This is a genomic window from Streptomyces sp. NRRL S-455 (genome assembly GCF_000717875.1).
Classification (GTDB): Bacteria; Actinomycetota; Actinomycetes; order Streptomycetales; family Streptomycetaceae; genus Streptomyces.
Genome location: NZ_JOCT01000015.1, coordinates 118,194 through 134,319, shown reverse-complemented (window position 1 = coordinate 134,319; position 16,126 = coordinate 118,194). Strand labels below are relative to the sequence as shown.

The window sequence follows — 16,126 nt, the reverse complement described above, 5'->3', positions numbered from 1 at the left end:
CGGCCCTCCACACACCCAGTGGAGGGCCGTTCCGCGTCAGTCGGCCCGCTGCCGGAACCGCCGCACTCCCGAAGGGGTCACCACCGCGTGCACCGGCCGGTCGTGCGGCTCCTCCGGGACGCGCTCGACGACCTCCGAGTCGTACAGCAGCACCACCAGCGCTGGATGTGCTCCCGCCCGTTCCAGACGCGCCAGCACACGGTCGTAACTGCCTCCGCCGCGCCCCAGCCGCATGCCGCGCGCGTCGACCGCCAGCCCCGGCAGCAGCACGGCGTCCGCGGTGGTCACGGCGTCCGGACCGAGGCGCTCGCCCGAGGGCTCGAAGAGGGCCATCCGGCCGCCGTGTTGGACACGCCCGAGCGAGCCCTCACCCTCATAGCGGCCCCAGTCCAGGTCGTTGTCGGGCAGCAGGACCGGAAGCAGGACGCGCACGCCCCGGGCGCGTAGCGCGTCCAGCAGCGCGAGCGTTCCCGGTTCACTCCCCACGGAGACGTACGCCGCCACCGTGCCGGCCCGCGCCAACTCGGGCAGCTCAAGCGCCCGCCCGGCCAGCGCGGCCGAGGTTTCCCGCAGGTCATCCGCCGTCAACCTGTTCCTCACCGTGAGGAACTCCCGTCGCAAACTCCGCTTGTCAGACTCGTCCGGACGTCCGATGTGACTCAAGGGTTGCTCCCGTACCGTGTTAATACGCTCATATGAGCGCCTATGAACCGGAGTCGCAGATTCCGTCCAAAGGCACCGGATATGGTGGCGGGCATGACTCAGTCGCACCCTCGGATCAGCAAGGCTGTCATTCCCGCAGCAGGCCTCGGCACCCGGTTCCTGCCGGCCACCAAAGCCACTCCCAAGGAGATGCTGCCGGTCGTCGACAAGCCGGCGATCCAGTACGTGGTCGAGGAGGCCGTCGCCGCGGGTCTCGACGACGTCCTCATGGTGACGGGCCGCAACAAGCGCCCCCTCGAGGACCACTTCGACCGCAACTACGAGCTGGAGTCCGCCCTCGAGAAGAAGGGCGACGAGAAGCGCCTCGCCAAGGTGCAGGAGTCCAGCGACCTCGCGATGATCCACTACGTCCGCCAGGGCGACCCCAGGGGCCTCGGCCACGCCGTCCTCTGCGCCGCCCCGCACGTGGGCGACGAGCCCTTCGCGGTCCTCCTCGGCGACGACCTGATCGACCCCCGCGACCCCCTGCTCAAGCGCATGGTCGAGGTCCAGGAGCAGCGCGGCGGCAGCGTCGTCGCGCTGATGGAGGTCGCCCCGGAGCAGATCCACCTCTACGGCTGCGCGGCCGTCGAGACGACCGAGGACAGCGACGTCGTCAAGGTCAGCGGCCTCGTCGAGAAGCCCGACCCGGCCGACGCCCCGTCCAACTACGCGATCATCGGCCGTTACGTCCTCGACCCGAACATCTTCGACATCCTGCGCAAGACCGAGCCCGGCCGCGGCGGCGAGATCCAGCTCACCGACGCCCTCCAGCAGCTCGCCGCGGACGAGAAGATCGGCGGCCCGGTGCACGGCGTCGTCTTCAAGGGCCGCCGCTATGACACCGGCGACCGCGGCGACTACCTGCGTGCCATCGTCCGCCTCGCGTGCGAACGTGAAGACCTGGGCCCGGACTTCCGGACCTGGCTTCGCAGTTACGTAGCCGAGGAGATGTAACACGTTGAGCAGCGCCGCGCCCCACGTCACGGGCCAGGACCACTCGGGCCCCGACCACCTCTGGTCGGTGGACGAGCACCTGGAGGACATCCTCGCCACCGTCCGCCCCCTCGAGCCCATCGAGCTCAACCTGCTCGACGCCCAGGGCTGCGTTCTGGTCGACGACATCACCGTGCCGGTGTCCCTGCCGCCGTTCGACAACAGCAGCATGGACGGGTACGCGGTGCGGGTCGCGGACGTGGCGGGCGCGAGCGAGGAGTTCCCGGCGGCCCTGGAGGTCGTCGGGGACGTCGCGGCCGGTCACGCCGAGCCGCTCCACGTGGGCCCCGGCCAGGCCGCCCGCATCATGACCGGCGCCCCGTTGCCGCCCGGCGCCGAGACGGTCGTGCCCGTGGAGTGGACCGACGGCGGGCTCGGCGAGGGCCCGGTGCGCGGCATGCGCGCCCGCACCCTCGGCCCCGAGGGCGCCACCGGGCACGTGCACGTGTACCGCCCGGCCGAGGCCCGCGCCCACGTCCGCGCCCAGGGCAGCGACGTGAAGGCCGGCGACCGCGCCCTGGAGGCCGGCACCGTCCTCGGCCCGCCCCAGATCGCCCTGCTCGCCGCGATCGGCCGCGGCACCGTGCGCGTACGCCCCCGCCCACGCGTGGTGGTGCTCTCCACCGGCAGCGAACTCGTCCAGCCCGACGAGGAACTGCGCACCGGTCAGATCTACGACTCCAACAGCTTCGCCCTCACCGCCGCCGCCCGCGACGCCGGCGCCATCGCCTACCGCGTGGGCGCCGTCGCCGACGACGCCGACACCCTGCGCTCCACCATCGAGGACCAGCTGGTCCGCGCCGACCTGATGGTCACGACGGGTGGCGTGAGCGTCGGCGCCTACGACGTCGTCAAGGAGGCGCTGTCCCACGTCGGCGACGAGGACGAGCCCGGCAGCGGAGTGGAGTTCCGCAAGCTCGCCATGCAGCCCGGCAAGCCCCAGGGCTTCGGCTCCATCGGCCCCGACCACACCCCGCTGCTGGCCCTGCCCGGCAACCCGGTGTCGTCGTACGTCTCGTTCGAGCTGTTCGTCCGCCCCGCGATCCGCACCCTCATGGGCCTGGACGACGTCCACCGCCCGACGACCCGGGCGACCCTGACCGCCGACAAGGCTCTGACCAGCCCGAAGGGCCGCCGCCAGTTCCTGCGCGGCGCCTACGCGGACGGACGGGTGACCCCGGTCGGCGGCGCAGGATCCCACCTGGTCGCGGCCCTCGCCCACGCGGACGCCCTCATCGTCGTCCCCGAGGACACCGAGTCCGTCGAGCCCGGCACCCAGGTCGAGGTGGTCCTGCTCGGCCGATAGGCCCTGGTTGGCGGTACCGTGTCGCGCACAGCAGGCCCGTGCGCCGCACCGCGACGGGCCCGGACCGGGAGCGCCACACAGCATGAGCACGCAGGACCCACCCCCGCAGGACGGCCGCACGCAGGACCGGCTGACACACATCGACGAGGCGGGCGCCGCCCGCATGGTCGACGTGTCGGAGAAGGACGTGACCGCGCGTACCGCCCGCGCCAGCGGACGCGTCCTCGTCTCGCCCCGCGTGATCGAACTGCTGCGCGGCGAGGGCGTCCCCAAGGGCGACGCCCTCGCGACCGCGCGGATCGCCGGGATCATGGGCGCCAAGCGCACCCCCGACCTGATCCCGCTCTGTCACCCGTTGTCGGTGTCCGGTGTGAAACTGGACCTGTCGGTCGCGGACGACGCGGTGGAGATCCTGGCCACGGTGAAGACCACGGACCGCACGGGCGTCGAGATGGAGGCCCTCACCGCGGTCTCCGTCGCCGCGCTCACCGTGATCGACATGGTCAAGGCGGTCGACAAGGGAGCGGTCATCACGGACGTGCGGGTGGAGGAGAAGACGGGCGGCAAGTCGGGCGACTGGAGCAGGGCATGACATACCGCGCTCTCGTCGTGACCGCGTCCAACCGGGCCGCCGCCGGGATCTACGAGGACAAGGGCGGTCCGCTGATCGCCCGCGGCCTGGAAGGCCTCGGCTTCGAGGTCGACGGCCCGCAGGTCGTCCCCGACGGGGACCCGGTGGAGGCGGCCCTGCGCGCCGGCGTCGAGGCCGGCTACGACGCGATCATCACCACCGGCGGCACGGGCATCTCGCCGACCGACCGCACCCCCGAGGCGACGCGCCGGGTGATCGACCACGAGGTGCCCGGCATCGCCGAGGCCATCCGGGCGTTCGGCCGGGAGAAGGTGCCGACCGCGGCGCTCTCCCGGGGCCTGGCCGGAGTGGCCGGCGGGACACTGATCGTCAACCTGCCCGGCTCCAGCGGCGGCGTGAAGGACGGCCTCGCCGTCCTGGAACCCCTGCTCATCCATGCCGTCGAGCAGCTCCGCGGCGGCGACCACCCCAGACCCGGCAGTGGGGGTGCGAGCTGAACGGCTCATCCTGGCCCGTCGAGCTGGTGGACGGCGACATCGTCCTCAGGCCGATAAAGCTGCGCGACCAGCGGGCGTGGCGCGAGGTCAACCGGCGCAACCGCGACTGGCTGCGCCCCTGGGAAGCGACCATTCCGCCGCCCGCGCCCGGCGGGCCGATGGCGCACCGTCCGACCTTCCGCCAGATGGTCCGCCACCTGAGGTCGGAGGCGAACGCGGGCCGGATGCTGCCCTTCGTCATCGAGTACCAGGGGCGGCTGGTCGGGCAGTTGACGGTCGCGGGGATCACCTGGGGCTCGATGTGTTCGGGACATATCGGTTACTGGGTGGACGAGGCGGTGGCCGGGCGCGGTGTGATGCCGACGGCGGTGGCGCTCGTCGTGGACCACTGTTTCCGCACCGTCGGACTGCACCGCATCGAGGTCTGCATTCGCCCCGAGAACGGACCCAGCCGCCGGGTGGTGGAGAAACTCGGATTCCGTGAGGAGGGCCTTCGGCCCCGTTATCTCCACATCGACGGAGCCTGGCGCGACCACCTGGTCTTCGCGCTCACGGTGGAAGAGGTGCCGGACGGGGTGCTGCGGCGCTGGCACCGGGCACGGTCGCAGAGTAATCCGGGTATGCGGCACCACCCCGGTAATTGAATAAATGTTCGAAAATGATCGACTGGTGACCGACTCAGGGCATTGAATTCCCGCCCTCGATGGTCTGCTGATCACATCGGTCGCAAAAAAAGTTCGAAATATCAGCCAGATCGTGCGACACACCGGCCCAATTGGCAGATGGCCTCACGCAAACCCCTCTACGGTGTGAGACGTGAGCAGCAGCGGCCTCATCTACGCAGTCATTGTCGGGGCCTGGGCCGCCTACTTGGTGCCGATGTGGCTCCGTAGGCAGGACGAGCTGAACGAGGCCCGTCCGACGGAACGCTTCAGCACTGCCATCCGGCTGCTGTCCGGACGGGCGGGGATGGAGCGCCGATACGCCAGGGACCTGCGGGCGCGCTCCACCGACGAGGGGGAGCCGGACGCCGACGACCTGGACGCCGTCACCGACTCGGTGGACGTCCGGGCCTTCGCCGTGTCCAAGACCCGTCCGCAGACCCAGGCGCCGGTACCGTCTCCCGCCTCCGAGCGCCCGGCCCGCCAGGCGCCCGCACCGGAAGACGCTGATTCCGAACGCGGGCGGGGCCGGGTGCCCGCCGCCCGGCGCGGCCCGTCGCCGCAAGCGGCCCGGGCGGCCGCAGCGCGAGCCCAGCGCTCGAAGGTGCTCGCGCGCCGCCGGCGCACCACCACCATGCTGTTCCTCGCCTTCACCCTGGGCGCGATCGTCGCGGCGGTCGGAGGCCTCGCGTTCCTGTGGGCCCCCGGCGTGCCCGCCGTCCTGCTCAGCGTGTACATCGCGTACCTGCGCGCCCAGGAGCGCCGCCGCTTCACCTATCTGATGGACCGCCGCCGGGCCGAGGCCGCCGCCCAGCGGCTGCGGGAACGGCAGCGCCAGCCCCGCCGGCGTGCCTCCACCGACGAGCAGGCCGACGAACCGGAGGAGGGACCCGAGCCGGTCACCGACCCCGGCCTGTCGGCCCTCGCGGCGGACCGGCGCGCACTCGTCGAGCAGACCGACCACGCCGAGTGGGTCGACCAGCAGCGTGAGCGGCAGCGGCGGCCGGGGCAGGGCGACAGCTGGGAGCCGGTGCCGGTGCCCCTGCCGACCTACGTGACCGCACCCGTCGCCCCCCGGGCCACCAGCGACGTGGACCTCGGGGCACCCGACACCTGGAGCTCGGCGCGGTCGAGCACGGTCGCACCGGACGCCGAGCAGGTGGAGGCCGACGCCGCGGATCCGGCCGGGGCGGACCCCCGCCTGCCGGAGAGCGCGGACGACGACGGGCGGGGGGATGCCCGTCGTGCGGCCTCCGCACGGCGAGCACGAGAGCGCGGCCGCACGCCGCTGTTCGACCAGTACGAGGACGGGGACCGGCCCCGGGCCGCCAACGAGTAGACCCGCGAAACCGCAGGTGGCCACCCCTGGGGAACGGATTTCCAAGCAGCCCGATCGGGGTGCTACAGTTTCACTCGTTGCAAGGGCCTGTGGCGCAGTCCGGTAGCGCACCTCGTTCGCATCGAGGGGGCCAGGGGTTCAAATCCCCTCAGGTCCACGCACGGTCGTTCTTGAGTTCGCTCGAGAGCGGTTGACGAGATCCCGTCGATCTTCATGATCGGTCGGGATCTTCGTCGTTTCCGGGGCTTGGGTGCCGGTGCGCTGGTCGCTTGATGGCGTGCAGGACCCGCAGGCCGCGGGGGCCCGCTTCGTCGTGGCGGATGGTGAGGCCGGCCATGCGGCACTGGTCGGTCAACCACTGTGCAGCCAGGCGGAGTTTGGGGTAGCTGCTGCTCTTCAGGTGCCAGGCCCCGTCACGCCGGGTGTGCAGCAGGTCGTGGATCAGGACCCACACACGACGGCCGCCCGCGGAGGAGTTCGGCCTGTGCCGCCGTCACCGTCTGGATGTCCCCGCCGAACATTCAGGCGGTACCGGCACGGCCGAACTCCTAGGATGAACGCGTGTTCAATAGCCCGGTGTTGCCCGCTCGCTGGATCGGTGCCGCAGTGGCTCCACTCCTGCTGCTCACCGCGTGTGCCACTGAAGACACGGCGAAGGTTCCTGCGGATCGAGTCGTCGGACAGTGGAAGGGGCCGGACGGCGAAAAGATCTCCTTCTCCTCCGACCGGCAATTCACGGCGTCCGGCCTCGACTCCAAGGGGCTCGCCGAGGCCGACTGTCCCGGCGGTACATCAGCCGGCGGTTGGGGATTCTTCGTCGACGACGCCAACGGAAGTCACATGTCCAAGACGGCGGAGTCGGGCTCCTGGATCGGCCTCGGCCTGGCACGCGAATACTGGGACCGGAACTGCATGCTGGACTTGGCCGTCGTCGACGGCGGCAACACCCTCTGTGCCACCAACGACCCGGACGTACCCTGCGGCCTCGACGTCCGCTTCACCCGGGAGAAGTGAACCTCAGCTCTTCGGGACCGGACCCCCGGACCGGGGCCCGGCCATGCCATCAGCGGCGCGTCACAGGCCCTTCGCGAAGCAGCGGCTGTCGTCGTAGTGGCGGTAGTAGCCGAACTTGGCGCACGGCTCGTAGCCGCTGGACGTGTACAGGGCTATGGCCTCGGGCTGCTTGAGTCCCGTCTCCAGGACCATGCGGACGCGGCCGGCCATCCGGGCGTCCTCCTCCAGGGCGGCCAGGATGCGGCGGGCGAGGCCCCGGCCGCGCATCTGCTCGATCACGTACATGCGCTTGAGCTCGGCGTCGCCGTCCAGGTTGCCCTCGTCGTTCGCGTCCTGGGTGCGCCAGCCGCCCGAGGCGACGGGGCTGCCGTGCTCGTCGTACGCGATCAGGTAGATGCCGTGGGGCGGTTCGAAGTCCGACGCGGCCATGACGGTGGCGTCGCCGTCGTCGCCGTAGCGGACGGCGTACTCGGCCTGGACCTGGTCGTTCAGTTTCACGGCGTCGGGGTGGTCGAAGGAGACCCGGCGTATATGCATGCTGTGTACCGTATGTCAGCTCATGGGGGAGCGGTGGTGGGGTCGGTCCGGAACTGGACCAGGTCCAGGGTGCCGGTATCGTGCCGGGGTGCTCACTGTGACCTGTGTGAATGTGAACGGGCTGCGTGCCGCCGCGAAGAAGGGCTTCGTGGAGTGGCTCGCGCGGACGGAAGCCGATGTGCTGTGCCTTCAGGAGGTGCGTGCGGAGCCGGAGCAGTTGCCCGCGCAGGTCCGCGCCCCCGAAGGGTGGCATGTGGTGCACGCGCCGGCCGCCGCCAAGGGGCGGGCCGGGGTGTCGCTGTACAGCCGGCGTGAGCCCGACCGGGTCCGGATCGGTTTCGGGTCGGAGGAGTTCGACGGCAGCGGGCGGTACGTGGAGGTCGACCTGCCCGGCGTCACCGTCGCCTCCCTCTATCTGCCCTCGGGCGAGGTCGGCACCGAACGGCAGGACGAGAAGGAGCGCTTCATGGGCGAGTTCCTCGCCTACCTGAAGGGGCTCCGTGAGCGGGCCGCCGCCGACGGCCGTGAGGTGCTCGTCTGCGGCGACTGGAACATCGCCCACCAGCAGGCGGACCTGAAGAACTGGCGCGGCAACACCAAGAACTCCGGCTTCCTGCCCGAGGAACGGGAGTGGCTGTCCCGCGTCTTCGACCCGGCCGACGGCGGCTATGTCGACGTCGTGCGCGCCCTGCACCCCGAAGTCGAGGGGCCGTACTCGTGGTGGTCGTATCGGGGGCGGGCCTTTGACAACGACACGGGATGGCGCATCGACCTGCACGTCGCGACCCCCGGGCTCGCCGGGCGGGCGGTCAAGGGGTTCGTGGAGCGGGCCGCCACGCATGCCGAGCGGTGGTCCGATCACGCGCCGGTGACCGTGGTCTACGACCGGTAGAGGGTCACGGCCTGCGCATCCGCCGGTCCAGCGCCAGCGACAGCTCCGCCTCCACCACGCTCCGCGCCAGGGGGCGCAAGCGGGGGAGGTCCTCGGGGGAGGCGTGGCGCAGGACCAGGTCCGTGAAGAGTTCGGCCAGGGCGTCGGCGTGGGCGCGGACCCGCTTGGCCGCGTCGAGGACCTCGGCGAGGGGGATGCCCTCGTGGACCAGGGCCGAGGAGACGTCCAGCAGGCGGCGGCTGATGTGGACGATCTCGCCGCCGTCGGTGCCGAGGTAGCCGAGCTCCATCGCGGCGGCGAGATTCTCGGGGGTGGCCTCGCCGGCGAAGTGGTCGGCGAGTTCCTCGGGGGTGAGGTGGACCGGCTCCTCCTCGGTCGGGGCGCCGACGCCGAGCAGGTCCCCGACGTCCCGGCCGTGGTCGAAGGCCTCCGCCAGTTCCGCGATGCCGCTGAGGGTGTGGCCGCGTTCCAGCAGGGCGGTGATGGTGCGCAGCCGGGCCAGGTGGGTGTCGTCGTACCAGGCGATACGGCCCTCGCGGCGGGGTGGCGGGATCAGTTTGCGTTCGCGGTAGAAGCGCAGGGTGCGCACCGTGATCCCGGCCAGGCGGGCCAGCTCTTCCATGCGGTATTCACGCTTCTCGGCCACCTGGGAACCCTAAGGCGTACCGCGGGTAACTTCCGCGTCCCGCCCCCTACCCATCAGTACCCCCTTGCCCTACTCTCCCATTGCGCCAGTGTTCACTGGCGCGGTTCTCGTGGTGGGTGTGGAGGTGTCGGCATGGGCGAACGCGAACACGAACGCGAGCATGTGCGGGTCGCGGTGGTCGGTTCCGGGTTCGGCGGGCTCGGGGCCGCCGTGCGGCTGCGCCGCGAGGGCGTCACCGACTTCGTCGTCCTGGAGCGGGCGAGCAGCGTCGGCGGCACCTGGCGGGACAACGACTACCCGGGGTGCCGATGTGACGTGCCGTCGCATCTGTACTCGTTCTCCTTCGCGCCCCATCCCGACTGGCCTCGCACCTTCTCGGGGCAGGACCACATCCGCGCCTATCTGGAGCACGTGACGGACGCGTTCCGGCTCCGCCCGCACATCCGCTTCGACTCGGAGGTGAAGCGGATGACCTGGAACGGCGAACGGCTGCGCTGGGACATCGAGACCAGCAGCGGGAGCCTGTCGGCGGACATCGTCGTGTCGGCCACCGGGCCGCTGTCCGACCCGAAGATCCCGGACCTCCCGGGACTGGACTCCTTCCCGGGCAAGGTCTTCCACTCGGCCCGCTGGGACCACGACTACGACCTGCGCGGCAAGCGCGTCGCCATGGTGGGGACCGGCGCCTCGGCCGCCCAGATCGTGCCCGCCGTCCAGCCCGAGGTCTCGCACCTGACCCTCTTCCAGCGGACCCCGCCGTGGGTCCTGCCCCGCGTCGACCGGAACATCAGCGACGCCGAGCGGTGGCTGCACCGGCAGCTGCCCCTCACCGCGCAGCTCAGGCGCGGACTGCTGTGGGGGATCCGGGAGTTGCAGGTCCAGGCGTTCACCAAGTACCCGAAGCAGCTCGGCCTCGTCGAGGACCTGGCCCGGCGCCACATGGCCCGCTCGGTCAAGGACCCGGCCCTTCGGGCGAAACTCACCCCCGGCTACCGCATCGGCTGCAAGCGGATCCTGCTGTCCAGCGACTACTACCCGGCGCTCGCGCAGCCCAACGTGGACGTGGTCGCGAGCGGGCTGGCCGAGGTCCGTGGCTCCACCCTCGTCGCCGCCGACGGCAGTTCCGCCGAGGTGGACGCGATCGTGTTCGGCACCGGGTTCCACGTCACCGACATGCCCATCGCCGAGCGCGTCGTGGGTGCCGACGGACGCACCCTCGCCGAGACCTGGAAGGGCGGCATGGAGGCCCTGCGCGGCGCCTCAGCGGCCGGCTTCCCCAACTGGCTGTCGATCATCGGGCCCAACACCGGCCTCGGGAACTCCTCGATGATCCTCATGATCGAGTCCCAGCTGAACTACCTGGCCGACTTCGTCCGCCAACTCGACGTCCTCGGGGGCCGGGTCGCCCTCGACGCCCGGCCCGGCGCCGTACGCGCCTGGAACCACCGGGTGCAGGAACGCATGAAGCGCACCGTGTGGAACACCGGCGGCTGCACCAGCTGGTACCTCGATGCCAGCGGCCGCAACACCACCATCTGGCCCGGCACGACCGGCGAGTTCCGGCGGGCCACACGGCGCGTCGATCTCACCGAGTACGACGTTCTGCGAGCTCCCGTGGAGAGGAAACGCTCCGAAACGGCCTCGGAAGCAGCGTCCGAAGCGGCCGCCGCGAAGGCCGCCGCGAAGGCCGGGGTGGACGGGTGAGCCGCCTCCTCCACGTGGACTCCGGCCCCTACGCCCCGCCCGCCCCCGCGCGCGAACTGACCGCCGTCTCCGCCGACGGAGCCCGGCTGCACGTAGAGGTGCACGGACCCGACGACGCCCCCGCCGTGGTCCTCGCCCACGGCTGGACCTGCTCCACCGTCTTCTGGGCGGCACAGATCCGCGAACTGGCCACCGATCACCGGGTCATCGTCTACGACCAGCGCGGCCACGGACGCAGCCCCGCGAGCCCCGCCTGCAGCGCCGACGCGCTCGCCGACGACCTGGAGGCGGTCCTCACCGCCACCCTCGCCCCGGGCGAACAGGCCGTCGTCGCCGGGCACTCCATGGGCGGCATGACCGTGATGGTGGCCTCCGGGAGAGCCGCCTTCCGCGCGCACGCCGCCGCCGTCCTGCTGTGCAGCACGGGCAGTTCGCAACTGGTCGCCGCCTCCACCGTCGTACCCATGCGCCCCGGACGGCTGCGCACCTGGCTGACCCGGCGGATCCTCGGCTCCCGGGCCCCGCTCGGCCCGGTCACACCTCTGGCCCGCCGCATCCTCAAGTACGGGACGATGGGCCCCGGTTCAGCCCCGCACATGGTCGAGGCATCCGCCCACATCGTGCACGCCTGCCCCCGCCAGGTCCGCTCCAGCTGGTCGCACGTGCTGGACCTGCTCGACCTCGACCACGGCGTGCGGGAACTGAACGTGCCGACCGCCGTGATCGTCGGCACGGCGGACCGGCTGACCCCGCCGGTACAGGCCCGGGCCCTGGCCGCCGCGCTGCCGCACTGCACCGGGCTCACCGAACTGCCCGGCATCGGCCACATGACACCGGTCGAGGCGCCCGAACTGGTCACCGGGAAGATACGGGACCTCGTCCACGCACACGTCCAGCACAACCAGGTCGTCTCCGAGGAGAGCGCATGAGCAGGGTCAGCCTCGAGGGCAGGGTCGCCGTGGTGACCGGGGCGGCGCGCGGCGTCGGGGAGTTGCTCGCCCGCAAGCTCTCCGCGCGCGGCGTGAAGGTGGCGCTGGTCGGGCTGGAGCCGGACGCGCTCAAGCAGGTCTCCGGGCGGCTGCACAGCGACAGCGACCACTGGCACGCCGACGTCACCGACCACGAGGCGATGGCCCGGGTCGCCCGAGAGGTGAAGGAGCGCTTCGGCAGGGTCGACATCGTCGTCGCCAACGCCGGTGTCGCCACCGGCGGGCCGTTCACCGACTCCGACCCGGAGTCCTGGCGGCGGGTGATCGAGGTCAACCTGATCGGCTCGGCGGTGACCGCCCGCGCCTTCCTGCCGTCGCTGCTGCGGAGCCGGGGCTACCTGCTCCAGATCGCGTCCCTCGCCGCGATCACGCCGGCGCCCATGATGACCGCGTACTGCGCGTCCAAGTCCGGCGTGGAGGCGTACGCGCACAGCCTGCGCGCCGAGGTCGGGCACCGGGGCGTGAAGGTCGGCGTCGGCTACCTGTCGTGGACCGACACCGACATGGTGCGCGGGGCCGACCAGGACGACGTCATGCGGGAGTTGAGGCAGCGGCTGCCCTGGCCGTCCAGCAAGACCTATCCGCTGGGGCCGGCGGTGGACCGGCTCGTGGCCGGGATCGAGCGGCGCTCCAGCCATGTGTACGGGCAGTGGTGGCTGCGCGGGATGCAGGGCGTGCGCGGATACCTGCCGGCGGTCATCGGGACAGTGGGGCAGCGGGAGATGCGGAGGTTCGCTGACCGGCTGACGGGCATGCGCACGGGCCTCGTCGGGGCGGGCGGAGCAGCCGATGAGCAGCAACGGGCTACGCTGCGTGACTGATCGACATGCGTACGGTCACGGCCCATGTGAATCTGATCGAGCCAAATCCCCTCACCCCCAACGGGAGTGAACCCACATGGGCATGAAGGACCAGTTCCAGGAGAAGTCCGAGCAGTGGCAGAACCAGGCCCGGCAGAAGGCCGACCAGGCCCGCGAGCAGATGCAGGGCCGGGGCCGTCGGCGCGACGAGGACATGGAGCCCTCGCAGCACCCGCAGCGTGACCGTGACCGTGAGCGGGAGCGCGAGCAGGAGGACCGCTTCGACCAGGACTACGACGCCTGACGTCGCGCGCTGAACGGAAGGGGTGCCTCGCGCGGGGCACCCCTTCCTCGCGCCCTGGCGTCCTGACGCCCTGTTTCGGCCACTACGGACTCCGCGTACCTGGACTGATGCGTGTCGGGGGTGCCCGAACGCTCCACGGCAGACCCCCCTTTGTCGTCCCGCTCCCCTCCAACCCGCTCGCGTGCCCGATACACCCACCGCTACCGTGCCCCCATGACGACGACAGCCGCCACTGACGCCGACAACTCCGGAGCGCATCCCCGTTTCGTCGAAGCCCTTCGGGAGCTCGGGATCGACGAGGTCACTCCGCTCATCCGCCGGTTCCCCGAAGCCACCCGCACCGCCGCCGAGGCCGCCGCCGCTCTCGGGTGTGAGCTGAGCCAGATCTGCAAGTCGCTGATCTTCGCGGCGGACGGCGTGCCCGTGTTGGTGCTCATGGACGGGGCCTCACGGGTCGACGTCGAGCTCGTGCGGAAGGAACTCGGTGTGGACAAGGTCACGCGGGCCAAGGCCGCTGTCGTGCGGGAGACCACCGGGTACGCCATCGGCGGCGTGCCGCCCTTCGGGCATAGGACCAGGACCCGGGTTCTCGCCGATCGGTCGCTGCTCGCGCACGACGTCGTCTGGGCCGCCGCCGGGACGCCGTACTCCGTCTTCCCCATGGCGCCCGAGGCCCTCGTAGCCCACGCCGGCGGCACCCTCGTGGACGTGCGCGAGCGCACCACGTGACGCCGCTGGTCACTGCCGCCGTCCTGCTCGCCGCTGTCACGCACGCCAGCTGGAACGCCATCGCCCACAAGATCACCGACAAGCTGGCCGGATTCGCGCTCATCTCGGGCGGTGGGCTGGTCATCGGGCTGGCCATGGCGCCCTTCGCGGGGTTTCCCGAGGCCCGGGCGTGGCCCTATCTGCTCGCCTCCGCCGTCATCCACATCGCCTACTTCGCGCTGCTGATGAAGTCCTTCCGGCTGGGGGACTTCGGGCAGGCCTATCCCATCGCGCGCGGCGCCGCACCGCTGGTCGTGACCGTGCTGGCCGCGGTCTTCGCGCACGAGGTGCCCGACGGGTGGGCCGCCGCCGGTGTCGCCCTGTCCTGCGCGGGGCTGACCGGCGTCGCCCTGTGGGGGCTGCGCGGGCACCGGCCCGACTGGGCGGCGATCGGTGCGGCCCTGGCGACCGGGCTGACGATAGCGGCGTACACGGTCGTCGACGGACTCGGCGTGCGCGCCTCCGGGTCCTCCCTCGGGTACAGCGCCTGGCTGATGGCGGTCCAGGGGTGCGTGATCCCCGCCTACGCGGTGAGCCGCTGGAAGGGGGAGACCCTGGCTGTCCTCCGGCCGTTCGCGGGGATCGGGCTGGCCGGGGCCGCTCTCTGCGTCGCCGCCTACGCCCTCGTGCTGTGGGCCCAGACCAAGGCCGAACTCGCGCCCATCGCCGCCCTGCGCGAGTCGTCCGTCATCGTCGGCGCCGCCATCGGGGCCGTCTTCTTCAAGGAGCCGTTCGGGGCGCCGAGGATCGCCGCGGCCGGACTGCTCGCCGTCGGAATCGGGCTGATGCTGCACGCGAAGTAGGCAGGGCGGGTGCGCTCGCCCCTCCCGAGGAGCACCCTGGAACTAGGTCTTCCGGAGGTGATCCTCATGATGCACAGCGCAGTGGGATGGCACGTCGAGATGGAGTTCAGGGAGGACGACCAGCACACCCGGGCGGTCGCGATGGTCCGGCTGCCCGACGGCACCGAGGTACGGGCGCACGGGCACGCGAGCCGGCATCGGACCGACGTCAATCAGCCCAGAGTGGGGGAGGAGATCGCCGGGGCCCGGGCGCTCAACGAGCTCGCCATGCAGTTGCTGACCAAGGCCCACGAGGAGATCGACCAGGCGTCCGGACGGACGTCCCATCCGATCCACGTCTAGCTTCCTGGGAGAGGCACCTCCTTTCCCAGGGGAGGCACCCTCTGGAGCCGCCTCAGAGACCGATGGCCCGCCCTACCGCCCGTACCAGCCCCTGCGCCCGCGGATCAGCCGTCACCGTCTTGCGGAAGCCGTTGGTGACATAGCCGAACGCGATCCCGGTGTCCGGGTCGGCGAAGCCGAGGGCGCCGCCCCGGCCCGGGTGGCCGAAGGAGCCCGGGGTGAGGAAGGGGGAGGCGCTGCCGTGCAGCATGTAGCCGAGGCCGAAGCGGGTGCCGACCACCAGGACCCGGTCGGGGCCCGCCGACTCCTCGGACCGGGCCATTTCGACGGTCTCCGGTGTGAAGAGGCGTGCGGCGCCGGCCGTGTCGCCGATCAGTGTCGCGTAGAAGCGGGCCAGTCCGTCCGCCGTCGCTATGGCGTTGGTCGCGGGGAGGGCTGCCGCGCGGTACGCCGGGTCGTTCTGCTCCGGGAAGGGCGTGATCGCCGCGAAGGCCCGGCGGGTCAGGGACGCGGGGTCCTGGTAGGCCTCGGTGACCGAGCGCTTCGGGCGGGCGCGCAGTCCTCCGGTCGGCTCGGGAGTCTCGACGCGGCCCGCGCGTCCGACCCGGCCGGCCTCGGCGTCCGGCAGTCCGAGCCAGAGGTCCAGGCCCAGCGGGCCGGTGAGCTGCGACGCGAGCCACTCGCCGGTGCCCTGCCCGGTCACGCGCCGCACCAGTTCGTCCACCAGCCAGCCGTAGGTCAGCGCGTGGTAGCCGTGGTCGGTGCCGGGCTCCCAGACGGGGGCCTGCGCGGCGACGGCCTCGGGTCCCCGTAGCGGGTCGAGGGCCTCCTGCGGGGTGAGGGGACGGTCCAGGACCGGCAGCCCGGCCCGGTGGTTCAGGACGTGCCGGACCAGCACCCGCTCCTTGCCCCGCGCCTTGAACTCGGGCCAGTAGTGGCTCACCGGCGCGTCCAGGTCCAGCAGTCCGCGCTGGTGCAGCAGCAGGAGGACGGCGGCGGCGACGCCCTTCGTGGCCGAGCGCACGACCTGGGCGGTGCCGCGCTCCCAGGGAGCCGTGCCGTCGACGTCCCTGGTGCCGGCCCACAGGTCGACGACCCGTTGCCCGTCCCGGTAGACGGCGACCGCGGCGCCCCGCTCCCCGAGCGACTCGAAGTTCCGGACGAACGCTTCCCTGACCGGCTCGAAGCCCTCGGCCACTGTGCCGTGCACGTCCACGCCCGTACTCCTCGTCT

Annotated in this window: 19 protein-coding genes and 1 tRNA gene; 16 read left to right on the top strand and 4 right to left on the bottom strand. The window is 71.7% G+C overall.

Translation table 11 applies throughout. The annotated features are described in order from the left end of the window. Positions 1-36 precede the first annotated feature (36 nt). Positions 37-663, bottom strand: a complete 627-nt coding sequence (locus tag IE97_RS0121205) for a 5-formyltetrahydrofolate cyclo-ligase (protein ID WP_078603327.1) — start codon at positions 661-663, stop codon at positions 37-39. 93 nt (positions 664-756) lie between these two features. On the opposite strand from IE97_RS0121205, the gene galU reads away from it, so the two are divergent. The 8 genes from galU (at position 757) to IE97_RS43100 (ending at position 7,108) form a co-directional block, all read left to right on the top strand. Then, positions 757-1,659, top strand: coding sequence for a UTP--glucose-1-phosphate uridylyltransferase GalU (gene galU, locus IE97_RS0121200; RefSeq protein WP_030242900.1), 903 nt, complete (start codon positions 757-759; stop codon positions 1,657-1,659). Positions 1,660-1,663: 4 nt separating this feature from the next. Next, positions 1,664-3,004 carry a gephyrin-like molybdotransferase Glp gene (gene glp, locus IE97_RS0121195; RefSeq protein WP_030242899.1) on the top strand — a complete coding sequence of 447 codons (1,341 nt, stop codon included), beginning with the start codon at positions 1,664-1,666 and terminating at the stop codon, positions 3,002-3,004. An 82-nt stretch (positions 3,005-3,086) separates the two neighbouring features. After that, complete coding sequence (moaC, locus tag IE97_RS0121190; protein ID WP_030242897.1) at positions 3,087-3,596, top strand: cyclic pyranopterin monophosphate synthase MoaC; 510 nt, start codon at positions 3,087-3,089, stop codon at positions 3,594-3,596. Further along, positions 3,593-4,093: a MogA/MoaB family molybdenum cofactor biosynthesis protein gene (locus tag IE97_RS0121185; RefSeq protein ID WP_030242895.1), complete on the top strand. Its 501-nt coding sequence runs from the start codon at positions 3,593-3,595 to the stop codon at positions 4,091-4,093. The genes moaC and IE97_RS0121185 overlap by 4 nt, the downstream gene beginning before the upstream one ends. Before the next feature lie 23 nt (positions 4,094-4,116). Continuing rightward, positions 4,117-4,737 (top strand): GNAT family N-acetyltransferase, encoded by a 621-nt coding sequence (locus tag IE97_RS0121180; RefSeq protein ID WP_037834129.1) that lies wholly within the window; start codon positions 4,117-4,119, stop codon positions 4,735-4,737. A 172-nt stretch (positions 4,738-4,909) separates the two neighbouring features. After that, a complete protein-coding gene (gene glpR / locus IE97_RS0121175; protein ID WP_030242889.1) occupies positions 4,910-6,094 on the top strand; it encodes a gephyrin-like molybdotransferase receptor GlpR in 1,185 nt (394 codons plus the stop codon). A gap of 83 nt (positions 6,095-6,177) precedes the next feature. Further along, positions 6,178-6,251: transfer RNA gene (locus IE97_RS0121170), tRNA-Ala, on the top strand. A gap of 683 nt (positions 6,252-6,934) precedes the next feature. Continuing rightward, positions 6,935-7,108: a hypothetical protein gene (locus IE97_RS43100; RefSeq protein ID WP_234331844.1), complete on the top strand. Its 174-nt coding sequence runs from the start codon at positions 6,935-6,937 to the stop codon at positions 7,106-7,108. A 60-nt stretch (positions 7,109-7,168) separates the two neighbouring features. Here the strand turns inward: IE97_RS43100 and IE97_RS0121155 are convergent, their stop codons facing one another. Further along, entirely contained in the window at positions 7,169-7,645 is a 477-nt protein-coding gene (locus IE97_RS0121155) for a GNAT family N-acetyltransferase (RefSeq protein WP_030242882.1), read from the bottom strand. A gap of 88 nt (positions 7,646-7,733) precedes the next feature. Here IE97_RS0121155 and IE97_RS0121150 point away from each other — a divergent pair, with 88 nt between their 5' ends. Beyond that, positions 7,734-8,537: an exodeoxyribonuclease III gene (locus tag IE97_RS0121150; RefSeq protein ID WP_030242880.1), complete on the top strand. Its 804-nt coding sequence runs from the start codon at positions 7,734-7,736 to the stop codon at positions 8,535-8,537. Positions 8,538-8,541: 4 nt separating this feature from the next. On the opposite strand, the gene IE97_RS0121145 is transcribed toward IE97_RS0121150, so the two are convergent. Next, on the bottom strand, positions 8,542-9,183 hold the full coding sequence (locus IE97_RS0121145) for a MerR family transcriptional regulator (protein ID WP_030242878.1): 642 nt from the start codon (positions 9,181-9,183) through the stop codon (positions 8,542-8,544). A gap of 132 nt (positions 9,184-9,315) precedes the next feature. On the opposite strand from IE97_RS0121145, the gene IE97_RS0121140 reads away from it, so the two are divergent. The 7 genes from IE97_RS0121140 to IE97_RS0121110 all read left to right on the top strand — a co-directional run bounded on the left by IE97_RS0121140 (position 9,316) and on the right by IE97_RS0121110 (position 14,893). Further along, positions 9,316-10,887 (top strand): flavin-containing monooxygenase, encoded by a 1,572-nt coding sequence (locus IE97_RS0121140; protein WP_030242876.1) that lies wholly within the window; start codon positions 9,316-9,318, stop codon positions 10,885-10,887. After that, the gene (locus tag IE97_RS0121135) at positions 10,884-11,816 is read left to right on the top strand and encodes an alpha/beta fold hydrolase (protein ID WP_030242874.1); all 933 of its coding nucleotides are present in this window, start codon (positions 10,884-10,886) and stop codon (positions 11,814-11,816) included. The genes IE97_RS0121140 and IE97_RS0121135 overlap by 4 nt, the downstream gene beginning before the upstream one ends. Beyond that, positions 11,813-12,697 (top strand): SDR family oxidoreductase, encoded by an 885-nt coding sequence (locus IE97_RS0121130; RefSeq protein WP_030242872.1) that lies wholly within the window; start codon positions 11,813-11,815, stop codon positions 12,695-12,697. Before IE97_RS0121135 ends, IE97_RS0121130 begins: the two co-directional genes overlap by 4 nt. Before the next feature lie 76 nt (positions 12,698-12,773). Beyond that, entirely contained in the window at positions 12,774-12,980 is a 207-nt protein-coding gene (locus IE97_RS0121125; RefSeq protein ID WP_030242868.1) for a hypothetical protein, read from the top strand. A 213-nt stretch (positions 12,981-13,193) separates the two neighbouring features. Then, a complete protein-coding gene (locus IE97_RS0121120; RefSeq protein ID WP_030242866.1) occupies positions 13,194-13,709 on the top strand; it encodes a YbaK/EbsC family protein in 516 nt (171 codons plus the stop codon). Continuing rightward, positions 13,706-14,551: a DMT family transporter gene (locus IE97_RS0121115; RefSeq protein ID WP_030242864.1), complete on the top strand. Its 846-nt coding sequence runs from the start codon at positions 13,706-13,708 to the stop codon at positions 14,549-14,551. Before IE97_RS0121120 ends, IE97_RS0121115 begins: the two co-directional genes overlap by 4 nt. A 66-nt stretch (positions 14,552-14,617) precedes the next feature. After that, positions 14,618-14,893 carry a DUF1876 domain-containing protein gene (locus IE97_RS0121110; protein WP_030242861.1) on the top strand — a complete coding sequence of 92 codons (276 nt, stop codon included), beginning with the start codon at positions 14,618-14,620 and terminating at the stop codon, positions 14,891-14,893. 52 nt (positions 14,894-14,945) lie between these two features. Here IE97_RS0121110 and IE97_RS0121105 read toward each other — a convergent pair whose 3' ends face one another. Beyond that, positions 14,946-16,109: a serine hydrolase domain-containing protein gene (locus IE97_RS0121105; protein ID WP_030242858.1), complete on the bottom strand. Its 1,164-nt coding sequence runs from the start codon at positions 16,107-16,109 to the stop codon at positions 14,946-14,948. Between the last annotated feature and the right edge of the window lie 17 nt (positions 16,110-16,126).

Coding starts and splice junctions, on each gene's coding strand:
- IE97_RS43100 (WP_234331844.1), top strand. CDS start 6,935: ATGTCCAAGACGGCGGAGTCGGGCTCCTGGATCGGCCTCGGCCTGGCA.
- IE97_RS0121155 (WP_030242882.1), bottom strand. CDS start 7,645: ATGCATATACGCCGGGTCTCCTTCGACCACCCCGACGCCGTGAAACTG.
- IE97_RS0121125 (WP_030242868.1), top strand. CDS start 12,774: ATGGGCATGAAGGACCAGTTCCAGGAGAAGTCCGAGCAGTGGCAGAAC.
- galU (WP_030242900.1), top strand. CDS start 757: ATGACTCAGTCGCACCCTCGGATCAGCAAGGCTGTCATTCCCGCAGCA.
- moaC (WP_030242897.1), top strand. CDS start 3,087: ATGAGCACGCAGGACCCACCCCCGCAGGACGGCCGCACGCAGGACCGG.
- IE97_RS0121130 (WP_030242872.1), top strand. CDS start 11,813: ATGAGCAGGGTCAGCCTCGAGGGCAGGGTCGCCGTGGTGACCGGGGCG.
- IE97_RS0121185 (WP_030242895.1), top strand. CDS start 3,593: ATGACATACCGCGCTCTCGTCGTGACCGCGTCCAACCGGGCCGCCGCC.
- IE97_RS0121110 (WP_030242861.1), top strand. CDS start 14,618: ATGATGCACAGCGCAGTGGGATGGCACGTCGAGATGGAGTTCAGGGAG.
- IE97_RS0121120 (WP_030242866.1), top strand. CDS start 13,194: ATGACGACGACAGCCGCCACTGACGCCGACAACTCCGGAGCGCATCCC.
- IE97_RS0121140 (WP_030242876.1), top strand. CDS start 9,316: ATGGGCGAACGCGAACACGAACGCGAGCATGTGCGGGTCGCGGTGGTC.